Source organism: Mucilaginibacter kameinonensis, from assembly GCF_003675385.1.
Lineage (GTDB): Bacteria > Bacteroidota > Bacteroidia > Sphingobacteriales > Sphingobacteriaceae > Mucilaginibacter > Mucilaginibacter kameinonensis.
The window spans coordinates 1,222,038-1,247,597 of sequence record NZ_RCWZ01000001.1 but is presented as its reverse complement, the minus strand read 5'-3'; the positions used below and the strand labels follow the sequence as shown (position 1 = coordinate 1,247,597).

General features: G+C 42.8%; 22 protein-coding genes. 14 read left to right on the top strand and 8 right to left on the bottom strand.

The features are described from left to right. Nucleotides 1–138: 138 nt before the first annotated feature. The gene (locus EAH55_RS05610; RefSeq protein ID WP_121808790.1) at nt 139–723 is read right to left on the bottom strand and encodes a phosphonate degradation HD-domain oxygenase; all 585 of its coding nucleotides are present in this window, start codon (nt 721–723) and stop codon (nt 139–141) included. A gap of 255 nt (nt 724–978) precedes the next feature. Here EAH55_RS05610 and EAH55_RS05605 point away from each other — a divergent pair, with 255 nt between their 5' ends. The 7 genes from EAH55_RS05605 to EAH55_RS05575 all read left to right on the top strand — a co-directional run bounded on the left by EAH55_RS05605 (nt 979) and on the right by EAH55_RS05575 (nt 9,774). Further along, complete coding sequence (locus tag EAH55_RS05605; RefSeq protein WP_121808789.1) at nt 979–1,557, top strand: helix-turn-helix domain-containing protein; 579 nt, start codon at nt 979–981, stop codon at nt 1,555–1,557. A gap of 244 nt (nt 1,558–1,801) precedes the next feature. Continuing rightward, a complete protein-coding gene (locus tag EAH55_RS05600; protein ID WP_208644795.1) occupies nt 1,802–3,145 on the top strand; it encodes a DUF5690 family protein in 1,344 nt (447 codons plus the stop codon). Between the two features lie 52 nt (nt 3,146–3,197). Continuing rightward, entirely contained in the window at nt 3,198–4,334 is a 1,137-nt protein-coding gene (locus tag EAH55_RS05595) for a TIGR03364 family FAD-dependent oxidoreductase (RefSeq protein ID WP_121808788.1), read from the top strand. A 157-nt stretch (nt 4,335–4,491) separates the two neighbouring features. After that, entirely contained in the window at nt 4,492–7,047 is a 2,556-nt protein-coding gene (locus EAH55_RS05590; RefSeq protein ID WP_121808787.1) for a phosphocholine-specific phospholipase C, read from the top strand. Nucleotides 7,048–7,418: 371 nt separating this feature from the next. Further along, nucleotides 7,419–8,372 carry a bifunctional helix-turn-helix transcriptional regulator/GNAT family N-acetyltransferase gene (locus EAH55_RS05585; RefSeq protein WP_121808786.1) on the top strand — a complete coding sequence of 318 codons (954 nt, stop codon included), beginning with the start codon at nt 7,419–7,421 and terminating at the stop codon, nt 8,370–8,372. Between the two features lie 16 nt (nt 8,373–8,388). Beyond that, complete coding sequence (locus EAH55_RS05580; RefSeq protein WP_121808785.1) at nt 8,389–8,799, top strand: DUF2000 domain-containing protein; 411 nt, start codon at nt 8,389–8,391, stop codon at nt 8,797–8,799. Between the two features lie 141 nt (nt 8,800–8,940). Then, complete coding sequence (locus EAH55_RS05575; protein ID WP_121808784.1) at nt 8,941–9,774, top strand: hypothetical protein; 834 nt, start codon at nt 8,941–8,943, stop codon at nt 9,772–9,774. 160 nt (nt 9,775–9,934) lie between these two features. On the opposite strand, the gene galB is transcribed toward EAH55_RS05575, so the two are convergent. After that, nucleotides 9,935–12,367 (bottom strand): beta-galactosidase GalB, encoded by a 2,433-nt coding sequence (gene galB / locus EAH55_RS05570; protein WP_208644794.1) that lies wholly within the window; start codon nt 12,365–12,367, stop codon nt 9,935–9,937. Between the two features lie 322 nt (nt 12,368–12,689). Between galB and EAH55_RS05565 the strand changes: the two genes are divergently transcribed. Continuing rightward, nucleotides 12,690–13,013, top strand: coding sequence for a hypothetical protein (locus EAH55_RS05565; RefSeq protein ID WP_121808783.1), 324 nt, complete (start codon nt 12,690–12,692; stop codon nt 13,011–13,013). Between the two features lie 306 nt (nt 13,014–13,319). Here EAH55_RS05565 and EAH55_RS05555 read toward each other — a convergent pair whose 3' ends face one another. Further along, nucleotides 13,320–13,610, bottom strand: a complete 291-nt coding sequence (locus tag EAH55_RS05555) for a putative quinol monooxygenase (RefSeq protein ID WP_121808781.1) — start codon at nt 13,608–13,610, stop codon at nt 13,320–13,322. Continuing rightward, on the bottom strand, nt 13,576–14,214 hold the full coding sequence (locus EAH55_RS05550; RefSeq protein WP_121808780.1) for an NAD(P)H-dependent oxidoreductase: 639 nt from the start codon (nt 14,212–14,214) through the stop codon (nt 13,576–13,578). The genes EAH55_RS05555 and EAH55_RS05550 overlap by 35 nt, the downstream gene beginning before the upstream one ends. Nucleotides 14,215–14,314: 100 nt before the next feature. Between EAH55_RS05550 and EAH55_RS05545 the strand changes: the two genes are divergently transcribed. After that, nucleotides 14,315–15,211, top strand: coding sequence for a LysR family transcriptional regulator (locus EAH55_RS05545; RefSeq protein WP_112574550.1), 897 nt, complete (start codon nt 14,315–14,317; stop codon nt 15,209–15,211). Nucleotides 15,212–15,362: 151 nt separating this feature from the next. On the opposite strand, the gene EAH55_RS05540 is transcribed toward EAH55_RS05545, so the two are convergent. Beyond that, nucleotides 15,363–15,755, bottom strand: a complete 393-nt coding sequence (locus tag EAH55_RS05540) for a DoxX family membrane protein (RefSeq protein WP_162996751.1) — start codon at nt 15,753–15,755, stop codon at nt 15,363–15,365. Nucleotides 15,756–15,870: 115 nt separating this feature from the next. Between EAH55_RS05540 and msrA the strand changes: the two genes are divergently transcribed. From msrA to odhB, 5 genes are all read left to right on the top strand, one after another. Next, entirely contained in the window at nt 15,871–16,416 is a 546-nt protein-coding gene (gene msrA / locus EAH55_RS05535) for a peptide-methionine (S)-S-oxide reductase MsrA (RefSeq protein ID WP_121808778.1), read from the top strand. Between the two features lie 97 nt (nt 16,417–16,513). After that, entirely contained in the window at nt 16,514–17,320 is an 807-nt protein-coding gene (locus EAH55_RS05530; protein ID WP_208644793.1) for a 5'-nucleotidase, lipoprotein e(P4) family, read from the top strand. 255 nt (nt 17,321–17,575) lie between these two features. Further along, complete coding sequence (locus EAH55_RS05525; RefSeq protein WP_121808776.1) at nt 17,576–18,871, top strand: DASH family cryptochrome; 1,296 nt, start codon at nt 17,576–17,578, stop codon at nt 18,869–18,871. Between the two features lie 170 nt (nt 18,872–19,041). Further along, nucleotides 19,042–21,858, top strand: coding sequence for a 2-oxoglutarate dehydrogenase E1 component (locus tag EAH55_RS05520; protein WP_121808775.1), 2,817 nt, complete (start codon nt 19,042–19,044; stop codon nt 21,856–21,858). Between the two features lie 59 nt (nt 21,859–21,917). After that, nucleotides 21,918–23,498: a 2-oxoglutarate dehydrogenase complex dihydrolipoyllysine-residue succinyltransferase gene (odhB, locus tag EAH55_RS05515; protein WP_121808774.1), complete on the top strand. Its 1,581-nt coding sequence runs from the start codon at nt 21,918–21,920 to the stop codon at nt 23,496–23,498. A 124-nt stretch (nt 23,499–23,622) separates the two neighbouring features. On the opposite strand, the gene EAH55_RS05510 is transcribed toward odhB, so the two are convergent. From EAH55_RS05510 to EAH55_RS05500, 3 genes are read right to left on the bottom strand one after another with little or no spacing between them, the layout of a single operon-like run. Continuing rightward, complete coding sequence (locus EAH55_RS05510; RefSeq protein WP_223818084.1) at nt 23,623–24,450, bottom strand: OmpA family protein; 828 nt, start codon at nt 24,448–24,450, stop codon at nt 23,623–23,625. A 25-nt stretch (nt 24,451–24,475) separates the two neighbouring features. Further along, nucleotides 24,476–25,144 carry a DUF2461 domain-containing protein gene (locus EAH55_RS05505; protein ID WP_244228097.1) on the bottom strand — a complete coding sequence of 223 codons (669 nt, stop codon included), beginning with the start codon at nt 25,142–25,144 and terminating at the stop codon, nt 24,476–24,478. Continuing rightward, nucleotides 25,116–25,520, bottom strand: a complete 405-nt coding sequence (locus EAH55_RS05500; protein ID WP_208644792.1) for a DUF983 domain-containing protein — start codon at nt 25,518–25,520, stop codon at nt 25,116–25,118. The genes EAH55_RS05505 and EAH55_RS05500 overlap by 29 nt, the downstream gene beginning before the upstream one ends. Between the last annotated feature and the right edge of the window lie 40 nt (nt 25,521–25,560).

Here is a 25,560-nt window from a genome sequence, read left to right as displayed (position 1 = left end):
AGCAATACTAAACTTTGTTTATTATTAGTAAACCAATTTAATATTAAGCTATACTTAACTTGATGTTCACCCTGTGTTAAGCAGGCGATTTTTGTAACAAACAGGTTATATATTAATCACAAAAACTTAATATGTTATTTATTCATTTACCACTTGCAGATGTGCGAGGGCCATTGCTTTTAAGTGATCTATATTATTTACAGGCACGTGTGTCTCTTTTGCTATGTCATCCCAGTAGCGTAACCTGATGATAAGCTCTGCATCCTGGTTCAGTTCAAACTCGGCAGCTTCCTCAGCGGTCATCACACCGCCCTGAAATTCGAGGGTTGCTTTGCTGGCATCAGATAAACGGTTATAATATTCGGGGTATTTGTAGGTGAGGTATCTTTTGGCAATTACATGGCCTTGTACCAGGTTAGCAACCCTTTCAGAAAAACCACGCTCAAGCAGGTAGTCGGCACCGAGGCGTTCATGATCAACATTGCCCATGCCATCCATGCTGCCCGCTTCTTCGGCATCGGCACAAAGATGGCCTATGTCGTGGAAAAATGCGGCAAGCACCACTTCGTCGTCATAGCCTTCAGCTTCGGCCAGGGCAGCTGCCTGCGACATATGTTCCAGTTGGGAAACAGGCTCTCCTATATAATCGGCATCGCCAAATTTTTCGTATAATGAAAATACTTCATCAACCACAGCTTTCGGATTATATTGAGATGGTGCCATACTCTTAAAATTTTCAGGTGCAAATAAACAGGATAAAGGTTATTAAAATATTAAATGTTTGTGAATTATAGGCACATGTACTTACATTTAAGAATTTGTTAACACTGTTAATAATCAGTCATTAACTTGAACTAAAGCGATTTTTGTTCGTAAAAAGAAAGTACCGGTATATAGTGGTAACAAAAAAATCATTTTGGATAACTACACCTATTAATTACTTTGCGCAGCGAATAACCTGCTATAACAATACAGATAATGGAAGAAGACATACTGATACAGATCAGTAACCGGATAAAAGAACGCCGCCGCGACAAAAATATAACCGTACAGGAACTTGCCGTAAGGGCCAACGTAAGTAAAGGCCTCATTTCACAAATTGAAAACAGCCGTACCATCCCCTCGCTCATTGTATTGATAGATATTATTAAAGCTCTGGAAATAGATCTGAACGAGTTTTTTAAAGACATGCGTTCAAAAAGCGATCACATGCCTGTTTTGGTAAAACGTAAACACGAATATGATCACTTTGAAAAAGAGCATGCCGATGGTTTTCATTATCAGCGCATTTTTACGCAATCAATAAGTCAAAGTACTGTTGATATAGTAATACTTGAGCTCGAGCCCGACGCCACACGACCGCTTGTTGAAACCGAAGCATTTGAATACAAATATATATTATCGGGTACGATAGCCTACCAGTTTAACGACGATGTTATAACCCTTAATCAGGGCGACAGCATGCTCTTTGACGGTCGGATTCCTCATACCCCAAAAAACACAGGCAACATCACAGCCAGCATGCTGGTTGTCTATTTTTTTGAGGAGAAGAAGTAGGGTGGTGAATAGTTAATTAGGTTGATTAAGTGAATGGTTTTCAAGCATAGAACTTGTAAGTATAACTATCTAAAATTTCTTATTTACATGCAAAACCAACTACTCACCTAATCAACCCAATCAACCAATACATCCTCCCCTTAACCAAACCTTAACACTAATTTAGTTTAATCTTAATAAAAAAAGTTTAGTATTGCTAAACAATTATATTTATTTTTATGAGCATAAAATTAGTGTTAGCTGTATGAAACTGATTGAAAATTTACGTGCAAAAGTAGCCCAATGGCCCTATGCATTAATTTCAGTTCTGGCAGCGGTTTCGGCTTTCGGAACGTATACTTCCATGTATGCATTTCGTAAAGCGTTTGCAGCGGCTACTTTTACAGGTCATGAATATTTTCATGTAGATTATAAGGTTTGGTTAGTTATAGCCCAGGTTATAGGCTATATGAGCAGTAAGTTTTACGGCATAAAATTTATAGCCGAAGTAAACAGCAAAACCCGTGCACGCTACATTTTAACGCTGATAGGCATTGCCTGGGCAGCCCTCCTTGCGTTTGCCTTTGTGCCAGCCCCCTGGAATATCGCCTTTCTTTTTATTAACGGCTTCCCCTTGGGCCTCATCTGGGGCCTGGTGTTCGGTTACCTTGAAGGTCGCCGCTCAACTGAATTTATGGCATCCGTATTATCTATCAGCCTCATTTTCGCGTCGGGCTTTGTAAAAACAACCGGGCGTACTTTAATCAGCAGCTTTCATGTAAATGAGTATTATATGCCTTTTTTTACCGGGGCTGTATTTGCATTACCGTTGCTGTTTTTCGTAGGTTGTATGGAACTCATCCCCCAGCCTACTGCCGAGGATAAACGTTTACGAGCCGAACGCACACCAATGAATGCCGCCGAACGTAAACAATTCATCATCCGTTTTTTGCCGGGCATTATTCTTACTCTCATTGTTTATGTACTGCTTACCATTATGCGTGATGTACGCGATAATTTTGAGGTAGAGATCTGGGCCAGTCTGGGCATTAAGGATAACAGTATTTTTACTACTACCGATATTAAAATCTCATTGGTAGTACTTGTAGCTATGAGCTTGCTTATCCTGGTACGCAAAAACTTAAGGGCTTTTAGTATTATTCACTTAATGATTATTGCCGGCTGTGTACTGGTAGGTATATCAACCATCATGTTTACGTTTAAATGGATAAGCCCAACTTTATGGATGACCTGCGTTGGCCTCGGCCTTTACCTGGGCTACGTACCCTACAATGCCATATTTTTTGAACGAATGATAGCATCGTTCCACTATAAAAGCAACGTAGGCTTTATCATGTACGTTGCCGATTCGATGGGTTACCTGGGCAGCGTAAGCATTTTATTGGTAAAAGAACTTGGTCGCCCAACCATAAGCTGGGGAACCTTTTTTCAGGAAGGTGTAATGATAGTGGCCCTGGTTGGCGGTATTTGCGGCATTTTATCGCTCGTGTACTTTTTACAAAGTGCCGCACGTGATAAAAAAAAGTTAAGTGAAGACGAAGACAATCAGGAGCAGCTGAATTTTCACACGATAAGTCCACAGTCGTGAGTTCAAAGTCAAAAAAATGACCAACGACACAATGACCTAATGAAATAATATAATGAACAATAACAAAAGTGCAATCATCATTGGCGCAGGTATAGTAGGTTTAGCTACTGCCCGTGCGCTGGCCGTTCGTGGCTATAAAGTAACCGTATTTGAGCGTAATGAACGTGCCGTGGGCGCTTCCATCCGTAACTTTGGTATGGTATGGCCCATTGGCCAGGCTACCGGACCAATGTACGAACGCGCCATGCTATCAAAAAGCATCTGGAAAACAGTTTGTGCCGAAGCCGGGATCTGGCATGATGAAGTTGGCTCGTTACACCTTGCCTATCACGATGATGAATTGCAGGCAATTGAGGAATATGTTGAGGTAAATCACAAATACCGTGATTGCGCGGTACTTGATCCCGGTGCTACCGTACACAAATCATCCGCAGTAAATACCGACGGATTAAAAGGCGCGTTGTGGAGCAGTGATGAAATGATCATTGAATCGCGGGTAGCTGTTGGGCAGGTAGCTCAATACCTTGCCGAAAAGTTTGGTGTTGAATTTCACTGGAACACCGCCATCAGCCGTATCGAGCACCCTAAAGTAAGCTCAGGCACCCAAAGCTGGGAAGCCGACGAGATCTACGTTTGCAGCGGCGCAGATTTTGAAACATTATACCCGGAGTTATTTGCACAAACCCAGATCACCAAATGCAAGCTACAAATGATGCGTTTAGTTACCCAGCCCGATGAATGGCGCATTGGCCCGTCATTATGCGGTGGCTTGTCCATGATCCACTATCCTGGCTTTCAGGCAGCGGCGTCATTACCGGCCTTGCGTAAACGCTATGAAGAGCAATATGCTACTCACCTGAAATGGGGGATCCACGTAATGGTATCACAAAATGGCAGCGGCGAACTTACCATCGGCGATTCGCACGAATATGGCCTCGTTCATGATCCTTTCGACAAAGAATTTATTAATAATTTAATAATCGAATACTTACATACGTTCGCCAATTTTAAAGACTGGAAACTGCTGCAGTCATGGCACGGCATCTATCCTAAAATGACCAACGGCGCATCCGAGTTAATTGTAGATATTGAACCGGGAGTAACCGTTATTAACGGTCTGGGAGGTAACGGTATGACATTATCATTTGGCCTTTGCGAACAAGTAATAGCGCAGCGGAAAGATAATTAGATCATAGTTGATAGTTCATGGATCATAGATTTTAAAAACTTTGCTATATCTTGAAGGCCTAAAAACAACTGGGATTTGCTGATCATCACCCAGTGACCAAAAACTAAAAACACCATGATCTATCATCCATAGGCCATGAACTAAATAAAAAATACACATGTCTGATTCAAGGAGAGATTTTCTTAAAAAAGCGGCATTATTAACCGGTGCAGCCGGTTTAGCCAGCGTTTTACCCGAATCCATTCAAAAAGCGATGGCCATAAACCCGGCTCCGGGCAGCACCTATATGGATGCAGAGCACATCGTGATACTGATGCAGGAAAACCGCTCGTTTGACCATACGTACGGGATGCTTAAAGGGGTACGAGGTTATAACGATCCACGGGCTATTGATCTGCCTAACAAAAACAAGGTTTGGCTGCAATCAAACAAAAAAGGCGAAACTTACGTTCCTTTCCATCTTGATATCAAAAATACCAAAGCAACCTGGATGAGCTCATTGCCGCATTCATGGGGCAACCAGGTTAATGCCCGCAACGACGGTAAGTTTGACCAATGGCTTAATGTTAAACGCAACAGTATTAAGGAATACTCCAACATGCCTTTAACCATGGGTTTCCACAATCGTGAGGACATCCCATTTTACTATGCCCTGGCCGATGCCTTTACTGTTTGTGATCAAAACTTTTGCTCTTCCTTAACAGGCACTAACCCAAACAGGTTATATTTCTGGAGTGGTACCATCCGCGCCGAGCAGCATGAAAATTCGCTCGCCCACGTTTGGAATGATGATATGGATTATGGTACTCTAAACTGGGCCACCTTCCCCGAGCGTTTGGAAGATCATAACATATCATGGAAACATTACCAGAATGAAATTGCCATTGATACCGGTTTAGAGGGCGAAGAAGATCCGTGGTTATCTAACTTCCAGGATAATCCGCTGGAGTTTTTTGGCCAGTACAACATTAAATTGTACGATAAACACATAGCCCATCTGCAAAAAAAATCAACTGTTTTGCCAGATGAGATAGCTGCCGTAGAAAAGCAAATTGCTGCTTTGCCTGCCGGCGATGCGCATATAGACCATTTGCAAAAACAGCTTAAGCAAAAACAGCACGACCTCGAAAACACCAAAAAAGATATGGCAAGCCTTGATCCTAACAAGTTTGCCGGCCTGTCGCAGCGCGAAAAAAACTTGCACCAAAAAGGTTTTGTAACCAATACTAATGATCCGCATTATCGTACGCTGAGCCCGTTAAAATACAATGATGAAGGTACCGAGCGCGAAGTTTTAGTCCCCAAAGGCGACGTGCTGCACCAGTTCCGTGCGGATGTAAAGAGCGGTCAGTTACCTACAGTAAGCTGGCTATCGGCTCCCGAACATTTTTCTGACCACCCAAGCTCGGCCTGGTATGGTGCATGGTATGTATCCGAAGTGTTAGACATCCTCACACAAAACCCTGATGTTTGGAAAAAAACAGTTTTCATTTTAGCTTATGATGAAAATGATGGCTATTTCGATCACGTTCCGCCATTTACCGCTCCAAATCCCCATAAACCGGGTACGGGTAAAGTATCGGCCGGAATAGACCCAAGCGTTGAGTTTGTTACTTTAGAGCAGGAAAAAGCCCGCAATAACTTCCCCGAAGTGTTTGACCGCGAAAGCCCAATAGGTTTAGGTTTCCGTGTTCCGCTTGTAATCGCTTCGCCATGGAGCCGCGGCGGCTGGGTTAACTCTGAAGTGTTTGACCATACCTCGACACTGCAATTTTTAGAGAGCTTTTTAAGCCACAAAACAGGCAAAAAAGTAACCGAACCCAACATAAGCGAATGGCGCCGTACGGTTTGTGGTGACCTTTCAAGCGTTTTCCGTCCGTATAACGGTGAGAAGATCGAAAACCCAGAGTTTGTTGCAAGGGAAGCATTCTTAGAAAGCATCCACAAAGCGCAATTCAAAAAACTTCCGTCAGATTATAAACTGCTTACTGTCGATGAGATTGCGCAGATCAATAAAGATCCGCATTCATCGCCATACATGCCACAGCAGGAAAAAGGTATCAAACCATCGTCTGCCCTGCCTTATCAACTTTATGCCGATGGTAAACTGAGCGCCGATAAAAAATCATTCGAGATCAAATTTACAGCGAGTAACAAGTCGTTTGGTTCAAAAGCATTAGGCTCGCCATTCAACGTATATGCCCCAGGCAAATACGCGACTATGAATGATCCTCAGAAAATGGAAGACCTGCGCACCTGGGCCTATACCGTTAAAGCCGGTGATACCCTTGCAGATGTTTGGCCTTTACATGAATTTGAGAATGGCGAATATCATTTGCGTACCTATGGCCCTAACGGTTTCTTCCGCGAATACCAGGGTAATGCTGCTGATCCGCTGGTGGATGTTGTTTGTGAATATGAGCAGGTTAACGGTAAATTAACGGGTAACGTTAGTTTGAAGCTTACCAACCATACCAGCAAAGCACAGACTATTGCAATAACAGATCATGGCTACAAAACCGGCGATCATAAAGTTGCTGTAAAAGCAGGAGCAAGCACAACCATTGCCCTGAACCTAAGCAAAAGTCATGGCTGGTATGATTTCAGTACAAAGATTGATGGCTTTGAAAAATTTGCCAAACGCTTTGCCGGTCGCGTAGAAACAGGTAAATCAAGTTTCAGCGATCCTTTAATGGGTAAAGCATTAGCATAATAGCTAAAACAATATATAAAGCACAAAGCCGGGCTCATGAGCCCGGCTTTGTGCTTTATACGCAGTTCGAAGTCAGAGACCGCTGTCCGAAGTCTCCTGACTTCGGACGACTATGCCTGTAGTTTGCAACTACAGAATTAAAAAATGAAACCTGCCTACGCCTGTAGTTACAAACTACAGGCATAAGGATTCGAGGTCAAAGACCTCGAATAGCGATAATAGCTATAGATCTCCAATGGCAATTAGCCCAACTTTCCGCTTTACCGGCATTTATGAATTGCCGATGACATTGATTTATAGTTAACTATTGCAATTAATAAAACAACATCATACATTTGTGTAATCAGTTACATAATTAGTTACTTACCATTATGGAATTTTTTAATAAAGTAGGAAAGATGGCTATAGGTAGCCGGCTCAGGATGCTAACAGAAACCGTTGGTGAAGACGCGGCAAGGATCTACAACTTATATCATATCGATTTTCAGCCTAAATGGTTCCCGGTTTTTTATGTGTTGCAGGATGGCGGAGAATTTACCATTACATCAATTGCCAAAGAGATTGGGCACTCCCACCCTTCTGTAAGTAAAATCATTGCCGAAATGGTGAAGAACGGCTTTGTTGTAGAGAAAAAAGATAAAACCGATGGTCGCCGCAATATGGTAAGCCTTTCGGCCAAAGGACTTGATGCCGCTGTAAAAATCAAAGACCAATATGCTGATGTTACCGGCGCCGTAGAAGAAATCCTGTCACAAGCCAATCACGACTTGTGGAAAGCTATTGAAGAATGGGAATATCTGCTCGAACAAAAATCATTATTACGCAGGGTGCAGGAACATCAAAAGATCAGGGAAAGCAACAAAGTGCAGATAGTTCCCTACGAGCCACGCTACGCCGAAGCTTTTAAAGCATTGAATGAAGAATGGATCTCCAAATACTTTAAAATGGAAGAAGCCGATTATAAAGCCCTTGATAATGCCGATAGTTATATCATCAATAACGGCGGCCTTATACTGGTTGCTCTTTATAACAACGAACCTGTTGGTGTATGTGCATTGTTAAAAATGGACGATCCGGATTATGATTTTGAACTTGCTAAAATGGCCGTATCGCCAAAAGCCCAGGGAAAAAACATAGGCTTTTTATTAGGGCAGGCTATTATTGACAAAGCAAAAGCTCTTGGTGGCCACAAGCTTTACCTGGAAAGTAATACTATTTTAAAACCGGCTATCAGCCTTTATCATAAACTGGGCTTTGTTAAAGTAGCGGGCAGGCCATCACCTTACGAACGTGCCAATATTCAAATGGAACTTAAGCTAAAATAATTGCCGTTTAAACAATATGAACCAGGTAAAAATAGCTATCGTAATTAAAGACCAACTGGCAGCGTGGCAAAAGCTTAACGTTACTGCATTTTTAGCCAGCTCAGTTGCAATTGCTCATCCCGACACACATGGTGCCGAACTCATCACAGCTTCAGGAAATAATTATATGCCCTTTATGAAATACCCCGTGCTTGTTTATAAGGCAGACACCGGCGCTCAGCTACAGCGGGCCTTTAACCGGGCTAAAGAAAGAGGGCTTCACATCGGCATTTATACCCAGGGATTGTTCGCGACAAAAACCGAAACGGACAATCTCTCGGAAATAGCCCGCCACACCGATGCAGACCTTGATCTGGTTGGAATTGTTGTATATGGCGAAAGCAAGAAGGTTGATAAAGCACTGGACGGGCTCCAGCTTCATGACTAAGATTGAGCCCCTTTCCTTTAAATTGCGCATTGCCTTCAGCAATAGATATATTAACTATTGTATAACAATTGTGAATAAAATTAACAAACAGTTTACTTTATTCTTTGTTTATTGCAATTGAAACTTAAACACTATATCTATATGAAGCACAAACAACTCCTGCTCAGCCTATTAACCATAGCTGGTTTAGTCACGGGCTTTAATGCCAATGCACAATTTGGAAGCTTACTGCAAAAAGCAAAAGACAAAGCCGCTCAAAAAGCCAGCGATGCTTTTGATAAAAAAACCTCATCACCATCATCTTCTTCATCCTCATCATCTACTTCAGGCGCACCTAAAAGCAATAAGGTAATCATTAATTCGGGATTTGATTTTGTTTCGGGTGATACCGTATTATTTGCCGAAGACTTTTCTGCGATTCCGGTAGGCTCATCGGCCAAAACGTTTAAAACCAACGGATCGGCCACGATAGTTTCTGTTGGCGGCGAAAGCGGCAAATGGCTGGCCCTTGCAGATAACGCTACCTACAAATTCACCAAACAGCTTTTTTATCCAAGACACTTCACTGTTGAATTTGATATCCTTGCGGCTGCAGATAAAATAAGCGATATCTACCCGGTAAATTTTGGCTTTGTAACTGATAACAGCGTTCGCGATTACATCAGCAGTGGCGGCGCTTACGTTGCCCTTAAATATTATAACAATGATGATGTATCTATAAACAGCGAGTTCCTGAGTAAATACCTCAACAGCACCTTTGATTTAACCACGTTTACTAACCGCAAAATGCACGTTTCATTAGTGGTTGACGGTGACCGTATGGTGGTTTATCTTGATCAAACCAAACTGGCAGATACCATGGCCTTTATGCCCACAACAGCAAAAAACCTATACATAAGCGCCCCAATGCAATACAAAAACGGATCAAAAGTATTGGTGAGCAATTTCAAGATCATGGGCTTTAAAAAGGTTTAAATTTGCCTATCCGAATTGAGACTTACGAAGTTTCAAAACTATGTAAATAAGAAGCGTCATTGCGAGGAACGAAGCAATCCCAAACTATACAGGGCGGACCTGCTAATCGGGGATTGCTTCGTTCCTCGCAATGACGCTTTTTTTATGCTGCGTTCTTATACTATTTAGCTGTCAACACCAACGTTTTACTTTGTAAACCATCAGCCGATGCAGTTAAAGTTATTGTACCGGCTTTCTCTTTAGCCTGAACAATTGCAAGCGCAAGGCCATGGAACGCCTTGCGATAATCGGCCTTGAACGGATCATGACTAACAGGATCGCCGTTATCAACACTTGCGATAAAGCCTTCGCCGTTAATTTTGAAACTTACTTTATTATCGGCATCGGGTACCACATTACCGTCTTTGTCTAATATTTTCACGGTAACAAATGACAGGTCCTTACCATCGGCTTTAATTTGTGAACGATCTGCAATCAGTTCAATTTTAGCAGGAGCGCCGGCGGTATGAATTTCGCGCGTTAGAACTGTCTTGCCATTTTTACGTGATACAGCCTTAAGCGTTCCCGGCTCAAATTTCACACGCCACATTACGTGCAGGTCATCACCTTTTTTCTTTTGGATCCCTACCGATTTACCGTTCAGGTAAAGCTCAACTTCATCGGCATTGTTGTAATATGCCCAGATATCGATCATTTTACCCGGCTCCCAGTTCCAGTGAGGGAAAATATGCAGTACAGGTGTGTTTGTCCACTCGCTTTGATACATATAGTAAACATCCTTAGGGAAACCCGCTAAGTCGATAATACCGAAGTATGAACTGCGCGATGGCCATGAATATGGGGTTGGTTCGCCAAGGTAATCAAAGCCTGTCCAGATGTACATTCCCGAAAGGAAATCATACTTTTTCATGATCTTCCAGGTCATTTCATGTGTTGAGCCCCAGGGTGGTCGGGTGTTATCATATGCCGAAACATTGTTGCCCTCTTTTACAAAAGGTTTATCCCAGCTGGTAGGCCATACGCGGATGCTGTCTGATGGCATTTCATAATATCCCCTTGTTTCTAAGCCCGAAGTAGTTTCGGTAGCGATGAATTTTTTGCCTGGATAGCGGTTGTGAAATTTGGCATAATCAAATTCGTGATAATTATAGCCAATCAGGTCGATAGCGCCGGATTTAACAATTTTGTTGGTAGTATCCGGGCGATCATTAGCCGTAGTAATCGGACGGGTTTTATCCAAACTGTGAACAATAGCCGCCAATTCGGGAGCAATACGCAGCGCGCTGGTATCCGCTTGCTGAGGAATTTCGTTACCGATACTCCAGATCATAACGCTGGGGTGATTACGGTCGCGTTTGATCTGATCTTCCAAATCGCGTTTATGCCATTCTTTAAAAAACAGGTGATAATCGTAAGTAGCTTTTTTCCACTCCCAGCAATCAAATGCTTCATCCATCACAATAAAGCCCATTTTATCGCACAGGTCAAGCAGTTCGGGTGCCGGAGGATTGTGCGATGTACGGATGCCGTTACAACCCATTGCTTTCAGCATTTGTAACTGGCGCTCAAGGGCGCGATTGTTTAAAGCAGCACCAAGGCTACCCAGATCATGGTGATCACATACGCCCAGGATCTTCATCGGTTTGCCATTCAGGCTGAAACCTTTATCCGCGTCAAAGTTAAAATAGCGGATGCCTACTGTAGTAGTATACTCGTCTAATACTGTTTTACCTTCAAGCAACTGGGTAACGGCCCTGTATAGATAAGGTTTATCAACCGACCAGAGCACCGGATTTTTAACAGTAAGTGTATGAGTCACTGTTAGCGCCGCGTCTTTGCTTTTTGCTCCAGATAAAGCTTCGCCGGCTAATGATACCGGTTTGCCGGCAGCATCATAAAGTTTAGTGCTTATCTGTAGTCCGGGTGCTGTTTGGTAATTATGCAATTGCACCTGCACATTTACTTTGGCAGACGTGTTGCTCACATCAGTTGTAGTTACATAAGTACCCCAATGATCAATAGCGGTTTTGTTGGTAGTCACCAGCCATACATTACGATAAATACCCGAACCCGAATACCAGCGCGAGTTTGGCTGTACCGAGTTATCAACCTTAACCGCGATAACGTTATTACCGCCAAAATTTAAGTAAGGCGTAAGTTCATACCTGAACGAGATATAACCGTTTGGCCTGAAGCCAAGGTGATGACCATTGATCCAAACATCACTTTTTTGATATACGCCATCAAAATCAATATAAACCAGTTTACCTTTTGATGAAGCCGGAACAGTAAATGTTTTGCGGTACCACCCTATACCACCGGGCAAAGCACCACCTTCGGGCGTGGCGGGGTTATCCTTTGAAAACGTACCTTCAATGCTCCAGTCGTGCGGGAGGTTTAACGTGCGCCATTTGCTATCGTCAAGCGTTGTTTTTTCGCCGTTTTCAACAGCACCAAGATTGAAGCGCCAGCTTTTATCAAAATCAAGCTTTTGGCGGGTTTGGGCAAAAGGTTTCAGGGCGGCCAGCATCAGCAGAGCAAGCAGGCACGCGCGCAGGTAAACCTTAGCACCATGGGGTTTTATTGATGACATAATATCAGTTTGTATTAATTGTATTTTCGACACTAAATTATAAATAATAGCCAAAAAGGAAAGGAATATAAAATAAACATGTTGAATTTTCATTTCTTGTATCCGTTGGTGATGGTGACAGAAGCAAAAAGCGGGATCTGTGCGATTCGCCTCTTGGGAGGGGTGTAGGAGTGTGTTTCTGCTTTGATAAGCTAATCGAGAGGGGAATTAAAAACATTAACTTAATTTAAGTGCAGCCACCAATAACCATTGAAATCTAAAAACACGAATAAATCCTCTATTTCCTGATACTATACTCAATAACATTTCGTTTGAAAGATCGATGAAAGCAATTTCCTTTATCATGTTAATTTTTATGGTGCTCATTTCCACTATACCAGGGAAAGCCGCGCCTATGAATAACGTGTCAAAAAATTGCTGCCATCATATGGCTAATATGCCTCAGAAACAACATAGTCAGCAAAAAGGGTGTGATGGAGGCATGTGCATGACTATGCTTTCATGTAATAATTGTTGCTTTTTAAAGGTTGAACCTGTAAAAGCAGAAGCTGCTGTGGTTAACATTGATAACGATGTTGCTTTGCCTTACCTCATAGGTAATTTATCCGATTACACAGACATCTGCTGGAACCCTCCGAAAGCTTAATAAAAAGACATCTGCCTATTTCCAATAGTGTATCTTTTTATTAAAAATTCAATTTAAAAATCATGAAAAAGTTTCTTTTCATCACCACTGTGATGCTGTTTACTATATGTAATATTTCGTTTGCCAACACGCCTTGCTGCAATAACAAAATGAACCATTGCACCAAATGTGCAAAGTCATGCACCAGGCCAACGTGTTTAGACAACTGCAGCAAATCATGCAAAGCCTCGGGCGATTGCAATAAAATCTGCAGCAAATAAAAAAACGGCCCCGATTTTCATCGGGGCCGTTTTTTTATTTATTCTATTAATGAACCCTATCGGTTTTATATACTACCAGCGGGCCATCTATAACATCAGTTATTTGTTGACTGAATAACTGAAAATGTTCGCGTTTAACATGCTCATCAAGCCCATCTTGACTGGCCCAGGTTTCGTGAAAAATAAACTGGGTTTCGTCTGTTGTTGATTGATACAGCTCGTATTGCAAACAGGCTTCTTCCTGGCGGGATGCTGCTACCAGCTTATCCAAAAACTCTTTCATTTGGGCGGTAGTGCCCGCCTTACACTTCACTAAGGCTGTTAAGTAAATTTTCATGGCTTGGGTTGTTTTGGGTAAATAGTTTGTTTAAATGTTCCTGGTAGCGTTGCAGGTTCTCCTCTATATTAGCGTTTTTCATTACGTCATAAAAGTGGATGCTGTCTAATTGCTGCATGCCGGTAAAAGCGTTCATCCGATGAAAACCAAACATCGGCCCTTCATCAACACTGTGTTCATTAAAAAATTCGCCGGGCAGCGTGAAAGCAGTAACGGGCGCATTCCACGAGGTGGTAAGCATATATTTTTTACCATGCATTAACCCACCGGTACCGTAGTTAATACCTGGGTTTTCGGCTGTACGGCCATCGCTGCGGTAAATACCGTTTTGGTAACCGGCAGTAAAAACCTCATCTATATATTTTTTTAAAGCATGCGGTACCTGGAACCACCAAACCGGGGTATGGTAAATAATGATATCGGCCCATTTATAGTTTTCGGCTTCCTGCATAGCATCGTACTCATGATTAACATCGGTTGAGCGTACTTCAAAATCAGGATGTTCTGTAAAGTATTGTACTGTTGTATCTAATAATGTTTTGTTAAACTTTCCACCGGAGTGACCGAAGATCTGTCCGCCGTTTATTACAAATATGTTCTTCATTTATTTTCGTGTTTTAATTTTTGTCAAAATTACGGTCCAATAATCTACTATTAAAATAGTATAATTTATACTTTTGTATTATAATTATAATAGATTAGCTATGGTTAATTTTGAATGGTTCCGCACGTTTAAAGCGATATATGAAACCGGTTCGCTAACCGGGGCGGCCGAGGCCTTGTTTATCTCCCAGCCGGGGGTGAGCCTGCATTTAAGCTCATTGGAAAGTTATGTAGGCTATAAACTGTTTGATCGAACGTCGCGCAAAATGGTATCTACCGAGCGGGGCAAGATCCTGTACAATTATATCCAGGAGTCTATCAGCAAACTGGAAGAAGCCGAGCGGCATTTCCATAAAAGCACCGAAAAGGATGTGCCTACCATAAGTATAGGTATGTGCTTTGAAACTTTTCAGTTTACGCTTGAATCCTATCTGCCTACGCTGCCTTTTAATGTAATCATCAAATTTGGCGAATACCCCGAAATGCTGGCCGACCTGGACGGTGGTATCCTCGACATGATTGTAACTCCTCATAAAGGCGACTATAAAGGCCTGGAGTATAAACCGTTTTTTAAAGAACGGATAGTAGTGCTGGCCGGGGCGCAAACCCCAACCGAAGAGTTTAATGAATTACTAAAAACTAAAAACCTTAATCAGATCCAAACCTGGCTTAAGGCACAAACCTGGTACGGTTCATCGGGCGATATGGAACACCTGCGGCGCTTTTGGCATATCAACTTTGGCAAACGCCCCGATTTTAAGCCCAACTTTATTGTGCCTAATATGGGCTCCATTATCCGCTGCCTGAGCGATGGTAAAGGCATAGCGGTGATCCCGGACTTTCTTTCCAAAAAGGAACGCGATAGCGGTAATATCAAATTGCTTTGGGAAGGGTATAATAAGATAGAGAATACGCTATATTTCGGCACACGCAAAAAATCAATTTACGCAGAGCAGGTGGGCATGATCCAGGAAATTTTTGAGCGGGAAATGGTGTGATGAGTTAAAAACTTAAATCATGTCATTGCGAGGAGGAACGACGAAGCAATCGCATGCTATACAGAGCGGCCCTGCTCCCGTGCGGTTGCACGCTTCGCTCGCAATGACATGATTTTGCTTAACAGCACACCTCAGTTAATCTGATAGTTGATTATACCACTGGTGTCACCGTAAAAATGCTGGTATAATATTTACGGTAGGCAAACAACAGAAATACCTGTAAAATTATAACGGCAGATCCAACGGGAACACCCGCCGGTGCCAAAATGACATGAAATAGGAAAATATTAAGCGAAATAGGCAGTAGCACCAATACAAATAACGCGGTAAAGCGATTAATGAGCAGGAAAAAACCGCTTGTTATTTCTATCACCTTCATGTACTGAAAAAAATAGCCCGAACCAAACAATCCACCGCTAAAAGCTTGTGCCTTATCGGTCATGGGTGGCTGGGCCATATGCAGAAACTGGAAAAAGAAGTTTAAACCAAACACCACGAAGATGAGGCCCAGCAAAAGGCGGGCAATTAATGCTGCAATTTTCATAACTAATAGGTTTAATATAAGGTTAAACACTAAGTTTAGTAATTTAATTGACATATTCAAATCGCCCTCATAACTAACCGTTTAAACAGGCATTACTTTTGACTAAACGGGATATATGAACATTCAAAAAATAACTTTCGGCAACGGTTGCTTTTGGTGCACCGAAGCCGTTTTCCAATCGCTTAAAGGTGTAACATCAGTAACTTCAGGCTATATGGGTGGTAAAATTGCAAACCCAACTTATGAGCAGGTTTGCACAGGCGCTACCGGCCATGCCGAAGTGATCCACCTGGAATATGATGCCGATGTGATTTCATTTGATGAACTGTTGCTGGTTTTCTTTAAAACCCATAACCCAACAACGCTAAACCGTCAGGGTAATGATGTGGGCACACAATACCGTTCGGCTATTTTCTATTACAATGATGAGCAAAAACAAGCTTCAGAAGCAATGATCAAAACGCTTACCAACGAGCACGTTTTTGACTATCCGATTGTTACCGAAATAACCCCGGCAACTGATTTTTACAGCGCCGAGGATTATCATCAGAACTATTTCAACGATAATCCTAACAAGTCATACTGCGCGTTTGTTATCCAGCCAAAACTCAATAAATTTGCCAAGGAGTTTAAGGATAAAATAAAACCGGAGTTGTTATAAAGAGGCATGTTATGCTGAGCTTGTCGAAGCATAGTTGTAGGCCCTACCGCACGGGTCTTCGATAAGCTCAGACTGACATCACCTTTAATCAACCATCATGAAAAAAAGCTACAGCTATTTACTTTCAGGCCTGTTATTATTCAGCGCCTGCTCATCAGTTAAAAAAACTACCGGTTCAAATACCAGTATTACTAATGACGGTAAAATTTGGGCTTCATTATGGCAACAACGCGCGGCAGAATACAAGGCATTGTGCTTCCAGGCTTATAATATAGCCAGGCTTAGGGTTGATGAGGGCATTAAAAATCCCGGCGATAAACCGCTGGCCATTGTTACCGACATTGACGAAACCTTACTGGATAACAGTCCTTACGACGCACACCGCGCCCTGCAAAATTTAGATTACAGCGACGCCACCTGGAAACAGTGGACAGATAAAGCCATAGCCGATACCGTACCTGGTGCACCCGCCTTTTTCAAATACGCGGCATCAAAAGGTATCACTATATTTTACATCACCAACCGTAACGAAAACGAGCGGGCGAGTACTTTAAAAAATTTACAACTGTACAGCTTGCCTTTTGCCGATGATGAGCATTTGCTGCTGAAAACCTCGTCTTCAAGCAAAGAGGCACGAAGGCTTAATGTTTTAAAAACACATCAAATCCTGCTGCTCTGCGGTGATAACCTGCCCGATTTTGATATGTTGTATGATAATCACCCCACTGAGGATAGCAGAATAACAACCACACAAAGATTGCAAAAGGAGTTTGGCAGCCGGTATATTGTTATTCCCAACCCCTCATATGGCGATTTTGAAGGTGCGCTGTTTCAATTTAATTACAAGCTTACCCCTGCTCAAAAAGATTCTGTTATCCGGGCTAAGATCAAATCTGATCAATAAGGCGGGGTTCATTTAAGTGTTGATGGGTGACAGCTATGGGGTTAGGTGGTATAACTTAGTTGTATGCAATTACGTATATTTACACAATTATACCTTCGGGGCTTAATTATTTTAGTCGGCTAAAAGCTTTTTACTTAGTTTAATAAAATAATTAAATGTTTGGATGGTGTCATAATGTTGTGGCAAAATGTGCATAAAACGCAAATAAATTGCAAATTTGCATACTGCATTATTCAGTTAACCCCCTGTTTAACTATGAGTGATAGAACTATTCTGGTTTGGTTTAGAAATGACTTGCGCATAAATGATAACGAAATTTTGTTAGAAGCTGTTCGCAAGGCTGATAAAGTACTGCCGGTTTATTGTTTCGATCCTTATTATTTTCAGCCAACATCAGGTGGCGCTCCAAAAACAGGGAGTTTCCGGGCAAGGTTTTTATTGGAAGCCGTTGCCGATCTCCGGAAAAATTTACAGGGCTTTGGTGCCGAACTTATTATCCGCATTGGTACCCCTTCTGATGTGATCCCGCAGCTCGCCGAAGAATATCACGTAAATGAGGTTTACCATCACCGTGAAGTGGCTTATGAAGAAACCAACATTTCTGAAGAGGTTGAAGCGGCCCTGTGGAAAATGAGGCTTAACCTCAAGCATTTTATCGGCCATACCATGTACCATAAGGAAGATCTTCCTTTCCCGATAAAAGATATTCCCGACAGTTTCGCGGTTTTTAAAAAGAAAGTAGAGCGCGACAGCAATGTTCGTTCATGTGTTCCAACTCCTGACCATATCAGCGTTCCTGAAATTGCAGATGCCGGCGAATTGCCAACTTTGCAGCAGTTAGGCTTAACCGAACCGGTTGATGATCCCCGTGCTGCCGAATATTTCCAGGGAGGTGAAACTGCCGCACTGGTACAAATGCATAAGTACTTTTCGCAACTTGATATCGCTATAAAGCAAAAAAATGGCCGTAATGGTACCGAGTTTTCTTCAAAACTTTCTCCATGGCTTTCTATAGGCTGTATATCGCCTCGCCAGGTTTACTGGGAAATTCAGAAGTATGGCAGCAATGGCAACCTGTTAAAGCTTGAATTGCTCTGGCGCGATTATTTCAGGTTCATGTTTAAAAAGCACGGGCAAAAATTCATCAAAGCTAAAGACGAAGTACAAGACCTTGCACCCGATGCAGAGCTACTGCTCCAGAAATGGAAAAATGGCGAAACAGGCGTGCCGCTGATAGATGCCGCCATGCACGAGCTTAACGCTACCGGTTTTATCTGCAATCAAAACCGCCAGGTAGTTGCCGGCTATCTTGTAAATACCCTCAAGGCCGACTGGACCCAGGGCGCTGCTTATTTTGAAGAAAAGCTGATTGATTACTCGCCGGCCAGCAACTGGGGCAACTGGGCATTTATTGCCGGTGTTAATGATGCCAAGGAAAGCAAATACGCCATTGCCACCAAGCTTCCCAAAGAGCTTGAAGCCAAAACCGATTTTGTTAATACCTGGCAACCTTCGTCTATAGATGAGGCAGGAGACCTGGTTAGCGCCTAAATATTATCCCATCAAAATATTTTCTATCTGAAGCAAAACAACAAGCCATAATTTGAGTTTTCACCCCAAAAGATAAAATAAGCCCAATAGTGGTTAAATTTCTTTACAATTAATTATGAAGTATATAGGGGTATATGCTTACTTTTGTACCGTTTTAAAGACAATTTCACATGGATCGTCTCAATTATATAAATAGCGGAAACGCTGCCTACATATCTTCCCTATACGAACAGTACAAACAGGAACCGGAATCAGTCGATTACGGATGGCAAAAATTCTTTGAAGGATTTGATTTTGGTAAAGACACTGACGCCTCTGCCGCAATTGCGCCGTCTGCTGTTGGTGAAGCTACTCCCGAACATTTCTTAAAGGAGATCAACGTATTAAACATGATAGATGGTTACCGCTCGCGCGGGCATTTGTTTGCAAAAACAAACCCAGTTCGCGAACGCCGCCATTATTTCCCAGGCAAAGAGCTTGAAACTTTTGGTTTAAGCGATGCCGACCTTGACACCGTTTTTAACGCCGGTGTTGAAGTTGGCTTAGGCGCGGCCAAATTGCGCGATATCCGCCAGCTGCTTGAGGACACTTACTGCCGTTCAATAGGTACGGAATATAAATACATCCGTAACCCTATTAAAATAAAATGGTTTGAAGAACGGATGGAAAGCCGTCGCAATACCCCTTCTTTCACCCTTGATGAAAAGAAGGAAATGTTGAGCAAACTAAACGAAGCTGTAACTTTCGAAAACTTTTTAGGTACCAAATTCCTTGGTCAAAAACGTTTCTCGTTAGAAGGCGCGGAAGCACTGATTCCTTCAATGGACTCGGTAATTAAAAAAGGTGCCGATTTGGGTATCGAAGAGTTCATCATTGGTATGGCACACCGCGGTCGTTTGAACGTGTTGACCAATATCATGGAGAAAACCTATAAAGAGGTATTCTCGGAGTTTGAAGGTAAAAACTACGATTCAGAATCACCATTTGGTGGTGACGTTAAATACCATTTAGGTTTTTCAACCGATGTGCATACCAAAAGCGGCAAAAAAGTTCACCTGAGCCTTTGCCCTAACCCGTCACACCTGGAGGCTGTTGATCCGGTTGTTGAGGGTATTACCCGTTCAAAAATCGACTTTAAATATGGCGGCGACCATTCAAAGATCGCTCCGATCCTGATCCATGGCGATGCTTCAATTGCCGGTCAGGGTATCGTATATGAAGTTTTACAAATGGAAAAACTGGATGGCTACCGCACTGGTGGCACCATTCACCTGGTTATCAACAACCAGATAGGTTTTACCACTAACTATAAAGACGCGCGTTCAAGTACTTACTGTACTGATGTTGCCAAAACTGTGCTTTCGCCGGTTTTCCACGTAAATGGTGACGATGTTGAAGCTTTGGCTTACGTTGTAAACCTGGCTATGGAATACAGGCAGGTATTTAATGAGGATGTTTTTATCGATATCCTTTGCTATCGCCGCTATGGCCACAATGAAGCTGATGAGCCTAAATTCACACAGCCATTGTTGTACAAAGCTATCGATGCCCATCCAAACCCGCTTAAAATCTACAATCAAAAACTGATTGATGAAGGCAGCATTAATGGCGAATACCTGAAAGGCATCGAAAAAGCCTTTAAAGATGAGTTACAGCAAAAACTTGACGAAGTAAAATCAGAAGAAAGGTTTACCGATACCATCGCCATGTTTGAAGGCGCGTGGAGCGGTTTACACCTGGCAAGTCATAAAGAACTGGTAAGAGGCGTTGATACTTCGGTTCCTGAAGAAACCCTCTTAGAGATCGGTAATAAACTAACTGTGCTGCCACCTAATAAAGAGTTTTTCAAAAAAATTGAAAAACTGTTTGAAGACCGTAGCGCAATGGTAAACAAAACCAAAGTATTTGACTGGGCTATGGGCGAGTTGCTTGCCTATGGTACCTTGTTAAAAGAAGGTTATCCTATCAGGCTGAGTGGGGAGGACGTAAAACGTGGTACCTTCTCGCATCGCCATGCGGTATTAACGCTGGTTGATTCGGAGGATGAATTTACCCCGCTTGCTGCCATTAACCCGGAAGCCAAACTAAGCATCTACAACTCTTTATTATCTGAGTACGGTGTTTTAGGTTTCGAATACGGGTACGCCCTTGCAAACCCAACCGCTTTAACCATCTGGGAAGCCCAGTTCGGCGACTTCTTTAACGGTGCACAAATTATTGTTGACCAGTATATTGCCAGCGCCGAAACTAAATGGCAGCGTGGTAATGGTTTGGTAATGTTATTGCCGCACGGTTATGAAGGTCAGGGTCCTGAGCACTCTTCTGCACGTGTTGAGCGTTTTATGGAGCTTTGTGCCGATGATAATATCCAGGTAGCTAACTGTACTACTCCTGCCAACTTCTTCCATATTTTGCGCAGGCAAATGCACCGCGATTTCCGCAAGCCGCTGATCATCTTTACACCAAAAAGCTTGCTGCGCAGCCCTAAATGCGTATCGCCAATTGAAGACTTTACCAATGGTAAATTCCACGAGCTTATTGATGATACTTATGTTGATCCTAAAAAGGTGAAACGCGTATTGCTATGTACCGGTAAAGTATATTACGATTTGTTAGATAAACAACAGGCCGATAACCGTAAGGATGTAGCTATTGTACGTGTTGAGCAGCTTTATCCAACCCCGGTTACCCAAATCCTTAAAGTTAAAGCCAAATACGAAAAGGCTGAATTTATCTGGGTACAGGAAGAGCCTGAAAACATGGGTGCATGGCCTTACATTTGCCGCAAATTCCACAATGATAAATTGATTAACCTGAGCGTGATTTCAAGAATCGAGGGTAGCAGTACCGCGACCGGTTTTGCTAAACAGCACGCCGCTCAGCAGTTGTACATCGTGTCAAAAGCTTTTGAAGCACCTGCCGGTAAAACAGTTAAAGAATCAGTAAAAAAAACAACAAAGAAAATGGCTGATGCCGGTGCTGATTGATCAGTCAATAAGCATCCCGACATAATCCATTAAAAAATATAAAATCTACAAACTACAATATGAGCTTAGCGATTAAGGTGCCTACCGTAGGCGAATCAATTACTGAAGTAACCCTTGCAAGCTGGAAAAAGAAAGACGGAGACCATGTAGAAATGGACGAAGTTATTGCCGAGCTGGAATCAGACAAGGCTACTTTTGAGCTTACTGCCGAAAAAGCCGGTACTTTAAAAATCGTTGCCAATGAAGGCGATGTATTAGCCATTGGCGCCGTTGTTGCCAATATTGAAGATGGTGGCGCGCAAGCTGCTGCTCCGGCCGCACAACCACAGGCAGAAGTTGTAGCCAATGCACCTGCTCCGGCACCAGTTGCCGCCGAGCCTGTTGCTGCTGCCCCTGCTTCGTCAGGTGCATCAGTTGAAATTAAAGTACCTCCGGTTGGTGAATCTATCACTGAGGTTACTTTATCACGCTGGATCAAAAAAGACGGTGAAGCGGTTGCTATGGATGAAGCTATTGCCGAACTGGAATCAGATAAAGCTACATTTGAACTTACCGCAGAAAAAGCAGGTACATTAAAAACTATTGCTAAAGAGGGTGATGTATTGCCTATTGGTGCCGTAGTTTGTACTATTGAAGGCGCAGGCGCTTCTGCTCCTGCAGCTACCCCGGTTACTCCTGCAGTAGTTAGCGCTGCTGATGAATCACCTCGTGGTGGTGCAGCTGCCGAAAGTGCTAAAACTTACGCTTCAGGTACGCCATCACCTGCCGCTGCTAAAATATTAGCCGAAAAAGGTGTTGATCCAAAATCAGTATCAGGTTCAGGTGTTGACGGCCGTATTACTAAAGGCGATGCCCTTGGTGCGCAGGCCCCTGCAGCCAAACCAGCTGCTCCCGCTGCTCAACCTGCTGCCGCTCCGGTTGCAACCTCTACAGGTGGTGCAAGGGACGAAAAACGTGAAAAAATGACCTCGCTGCGTAAAACCGTTGCTAAACGTTTGGTATCGGTTAAAAATGAAACTGCTATGCTTACTACCTTCAACGAGGTTGATATGCAGCCGATCATGGAATTACGCGCTAAATACAAAGATAAATTCAAAGAGAAACACAATGTGGGCTTAGGCTTCATGTCGTTCTTTACCAAAGCGGTTACCGAAGCTTTGAAAGACTGGCCTGCTGTTGGTGCCCGTATTGAAGGTGAAGAGATTGTTTACAGCAATTTTGCTGATATCTCTATCGCTGTTTCTGCGCCTAAAGGTTTGGTTGTACCGGTTATCCGTAACGCTGATAGCATGAGTCTTGCCGAAATTGAAAAGGCCATTGTGGTACTTGCAGGTAAAGCCCGTGAAAACAAACTGACCATCCCTGAAATGACAGGTGGTACATTCACTATCACTAACGGTGGTGTATTCGGTTCAATGTTATCTACACCTATCATCAACGCGCCTCAATCGGCAATTTTAGGCATGCACAATATTATCGAGCGCCCGGTAGCTGTAAACGGACAGGTGGTTATCCGCCCAATGATGTATCTTGCGCTGTCATACGATCACCGCATCATTGACGGTCGCGAGTCAGTAAGCTTCCTGGTTAGGGTTAAACAATTATTGGAAGATCCTGCAAGGTTGTTGTTAGGCGTTTAATATAACCTTCAACGGATATAAATAAGAAAGCCCGGCAAAACGTCGGGCTTTCTTGTTTTCATACATGGCATTGTTAGTTCAAACAAAAAAGCTCCCGATGGTTAACCGGGAGCCCTTCATTTATTTACTTAGTGATCAGGTTGTATAACTCATCAAGCTTAGGGGTAAGCACGATCTCTATTCGCCTGTTCTTCGCACGGGCTTCGTCAGTAGCAGTAGCATCTATCGGCTGAAACTCGCTCTTACCTGTCGCGGTAAGCCTGTGCGGATCAACACCTTCTGTTTCGGTCAAGTAGCGGGTTACCGAAGTAGCACGTAAAACGCTCAGGTCCCAGTTATCTTTGATCTGGCCAAGGTTTTTCACCTTCTTATCATCGGTATGGCCTTCTACCGCCATATTGATATCAGCTTCCTTATTAACTACTGCGGCAAGCTGTTTCAATGCTGCCTTTCCTTTATCATCAATAATAATACTTCCCGAAGGGAACAATAACTTATCAGCTAATGACACATAAACCTTGCCATTTCTGATATCTACGGTTAATCCACTTTGCTGAAAGCCGTAAAGAGCTTTCTGTAATTTGTCTCGCAGGGCGTTGGTAGCCTCGTCACGTTTCTTTAAAATGTCTTCCACTTCCTTTAAACGTGCTTCGCGTTTTTTCAAATCGGCGGCCAATCTTGTGGTCTGAGCGGCCAATTCGTTAGCTTTTGACGATGTTGCATCAAGGTTACTGTTTAACACGCTGTTGTTTTTACGCAGATCGTTAAGCTGCCTGTGCAGGCGCGCCGTATCTGATTGCAGTTGTGCAACCTGTCCTTCTAAATTTGATGTACGTGTGGCTAATGAATCGCGTTCGGCAACAAGTGTTTTGTATGCTTTTGGCGACATGACCTTACATGAGTACATTGTTACACACACAGCAGCGGCTAAAATGCTATATCTAATTTTCATAGTACGTTGGGGTTTTAATATATTATTACGCAAGCGCGTTCTTCAAAAACACATTAAGCGGATGGATCCTGCTGCACATATCAATGATAATTTTCTCCGATCCAGCCTGAGTCAAATCCTTATCCGTAAGCTTATGCCAACCCACAAAGCTTTTAAGCTTTATAAGATCGAGATTCTCATTATCGGCTTCATATCCCTTCGGCAGTGATTTTAGTTGCTCCTGTGCCCTGAAATCACCAAAGAGCTTAACAAAGTCCTTGTCATCTATGATCTTTTTCAAATCGGCCGCATTATAATCAATTTCCTGGCGAATAGCTTTCAAATGCGGAGCTTCTGGCATCCAGTATCCGCCGCCAATAAATGAATTGCCGGGCTGGATATGCAGGTAGTACTCAACGCCGCCGCCCTTTAAGCCGGACGTTGGAAAACTTACCCCGAAATTATTTTTATACGGCGCTTTATTTTTACTGAAACGGATATCGCGGTAAATACGCATCACGCACTTTTTGGCATCAAGGTTTTCATCCATGCCTGCTTCTATTTTACGCACACCTTCAAGTATGGTTGTTGTAAAATCAATTACATTTTCGCGGGCTTTTTCATAACGCTCTTTATTGGCAGCAAACCACTCCCGACTGTTATGCTCCGCGAGATCTTTTAAAAAATCAAGACTTTCCTGGTATATCATCAGCATCTAAATAGCTTTGGTAATGTATTTTGGGTGATAACCAATACAACAAAAACACACGCGAATATCTGAAATTTACCGGAGCAAGCGCAAAGCAGCCTAAAATTATAGCGCCAAGGTATAACCAGGGCGAATCCTGGTTATGGGTTAAAAGATAGGTAAGCCATGCTATGCCTAACGCTTCGCCAACATTTAATGCGTAACTCACATACATGGCGGCGTAAAAGTAACCCGGTTCTATCTCAAAGAAAAGGTCACAATGCGGGCAGTTAAGATTTATTTTATTGGAGAAACTGTAAGGGCTACCCTTAAACATATCGCCCCGCCTGCAGCGGGGGCATTTACATTTAAGCATAGCCCATGACTTTGGTGTTTGAGACACGTGGAAGTATCTTATAAGATTATGACAGCGCCCATTACAG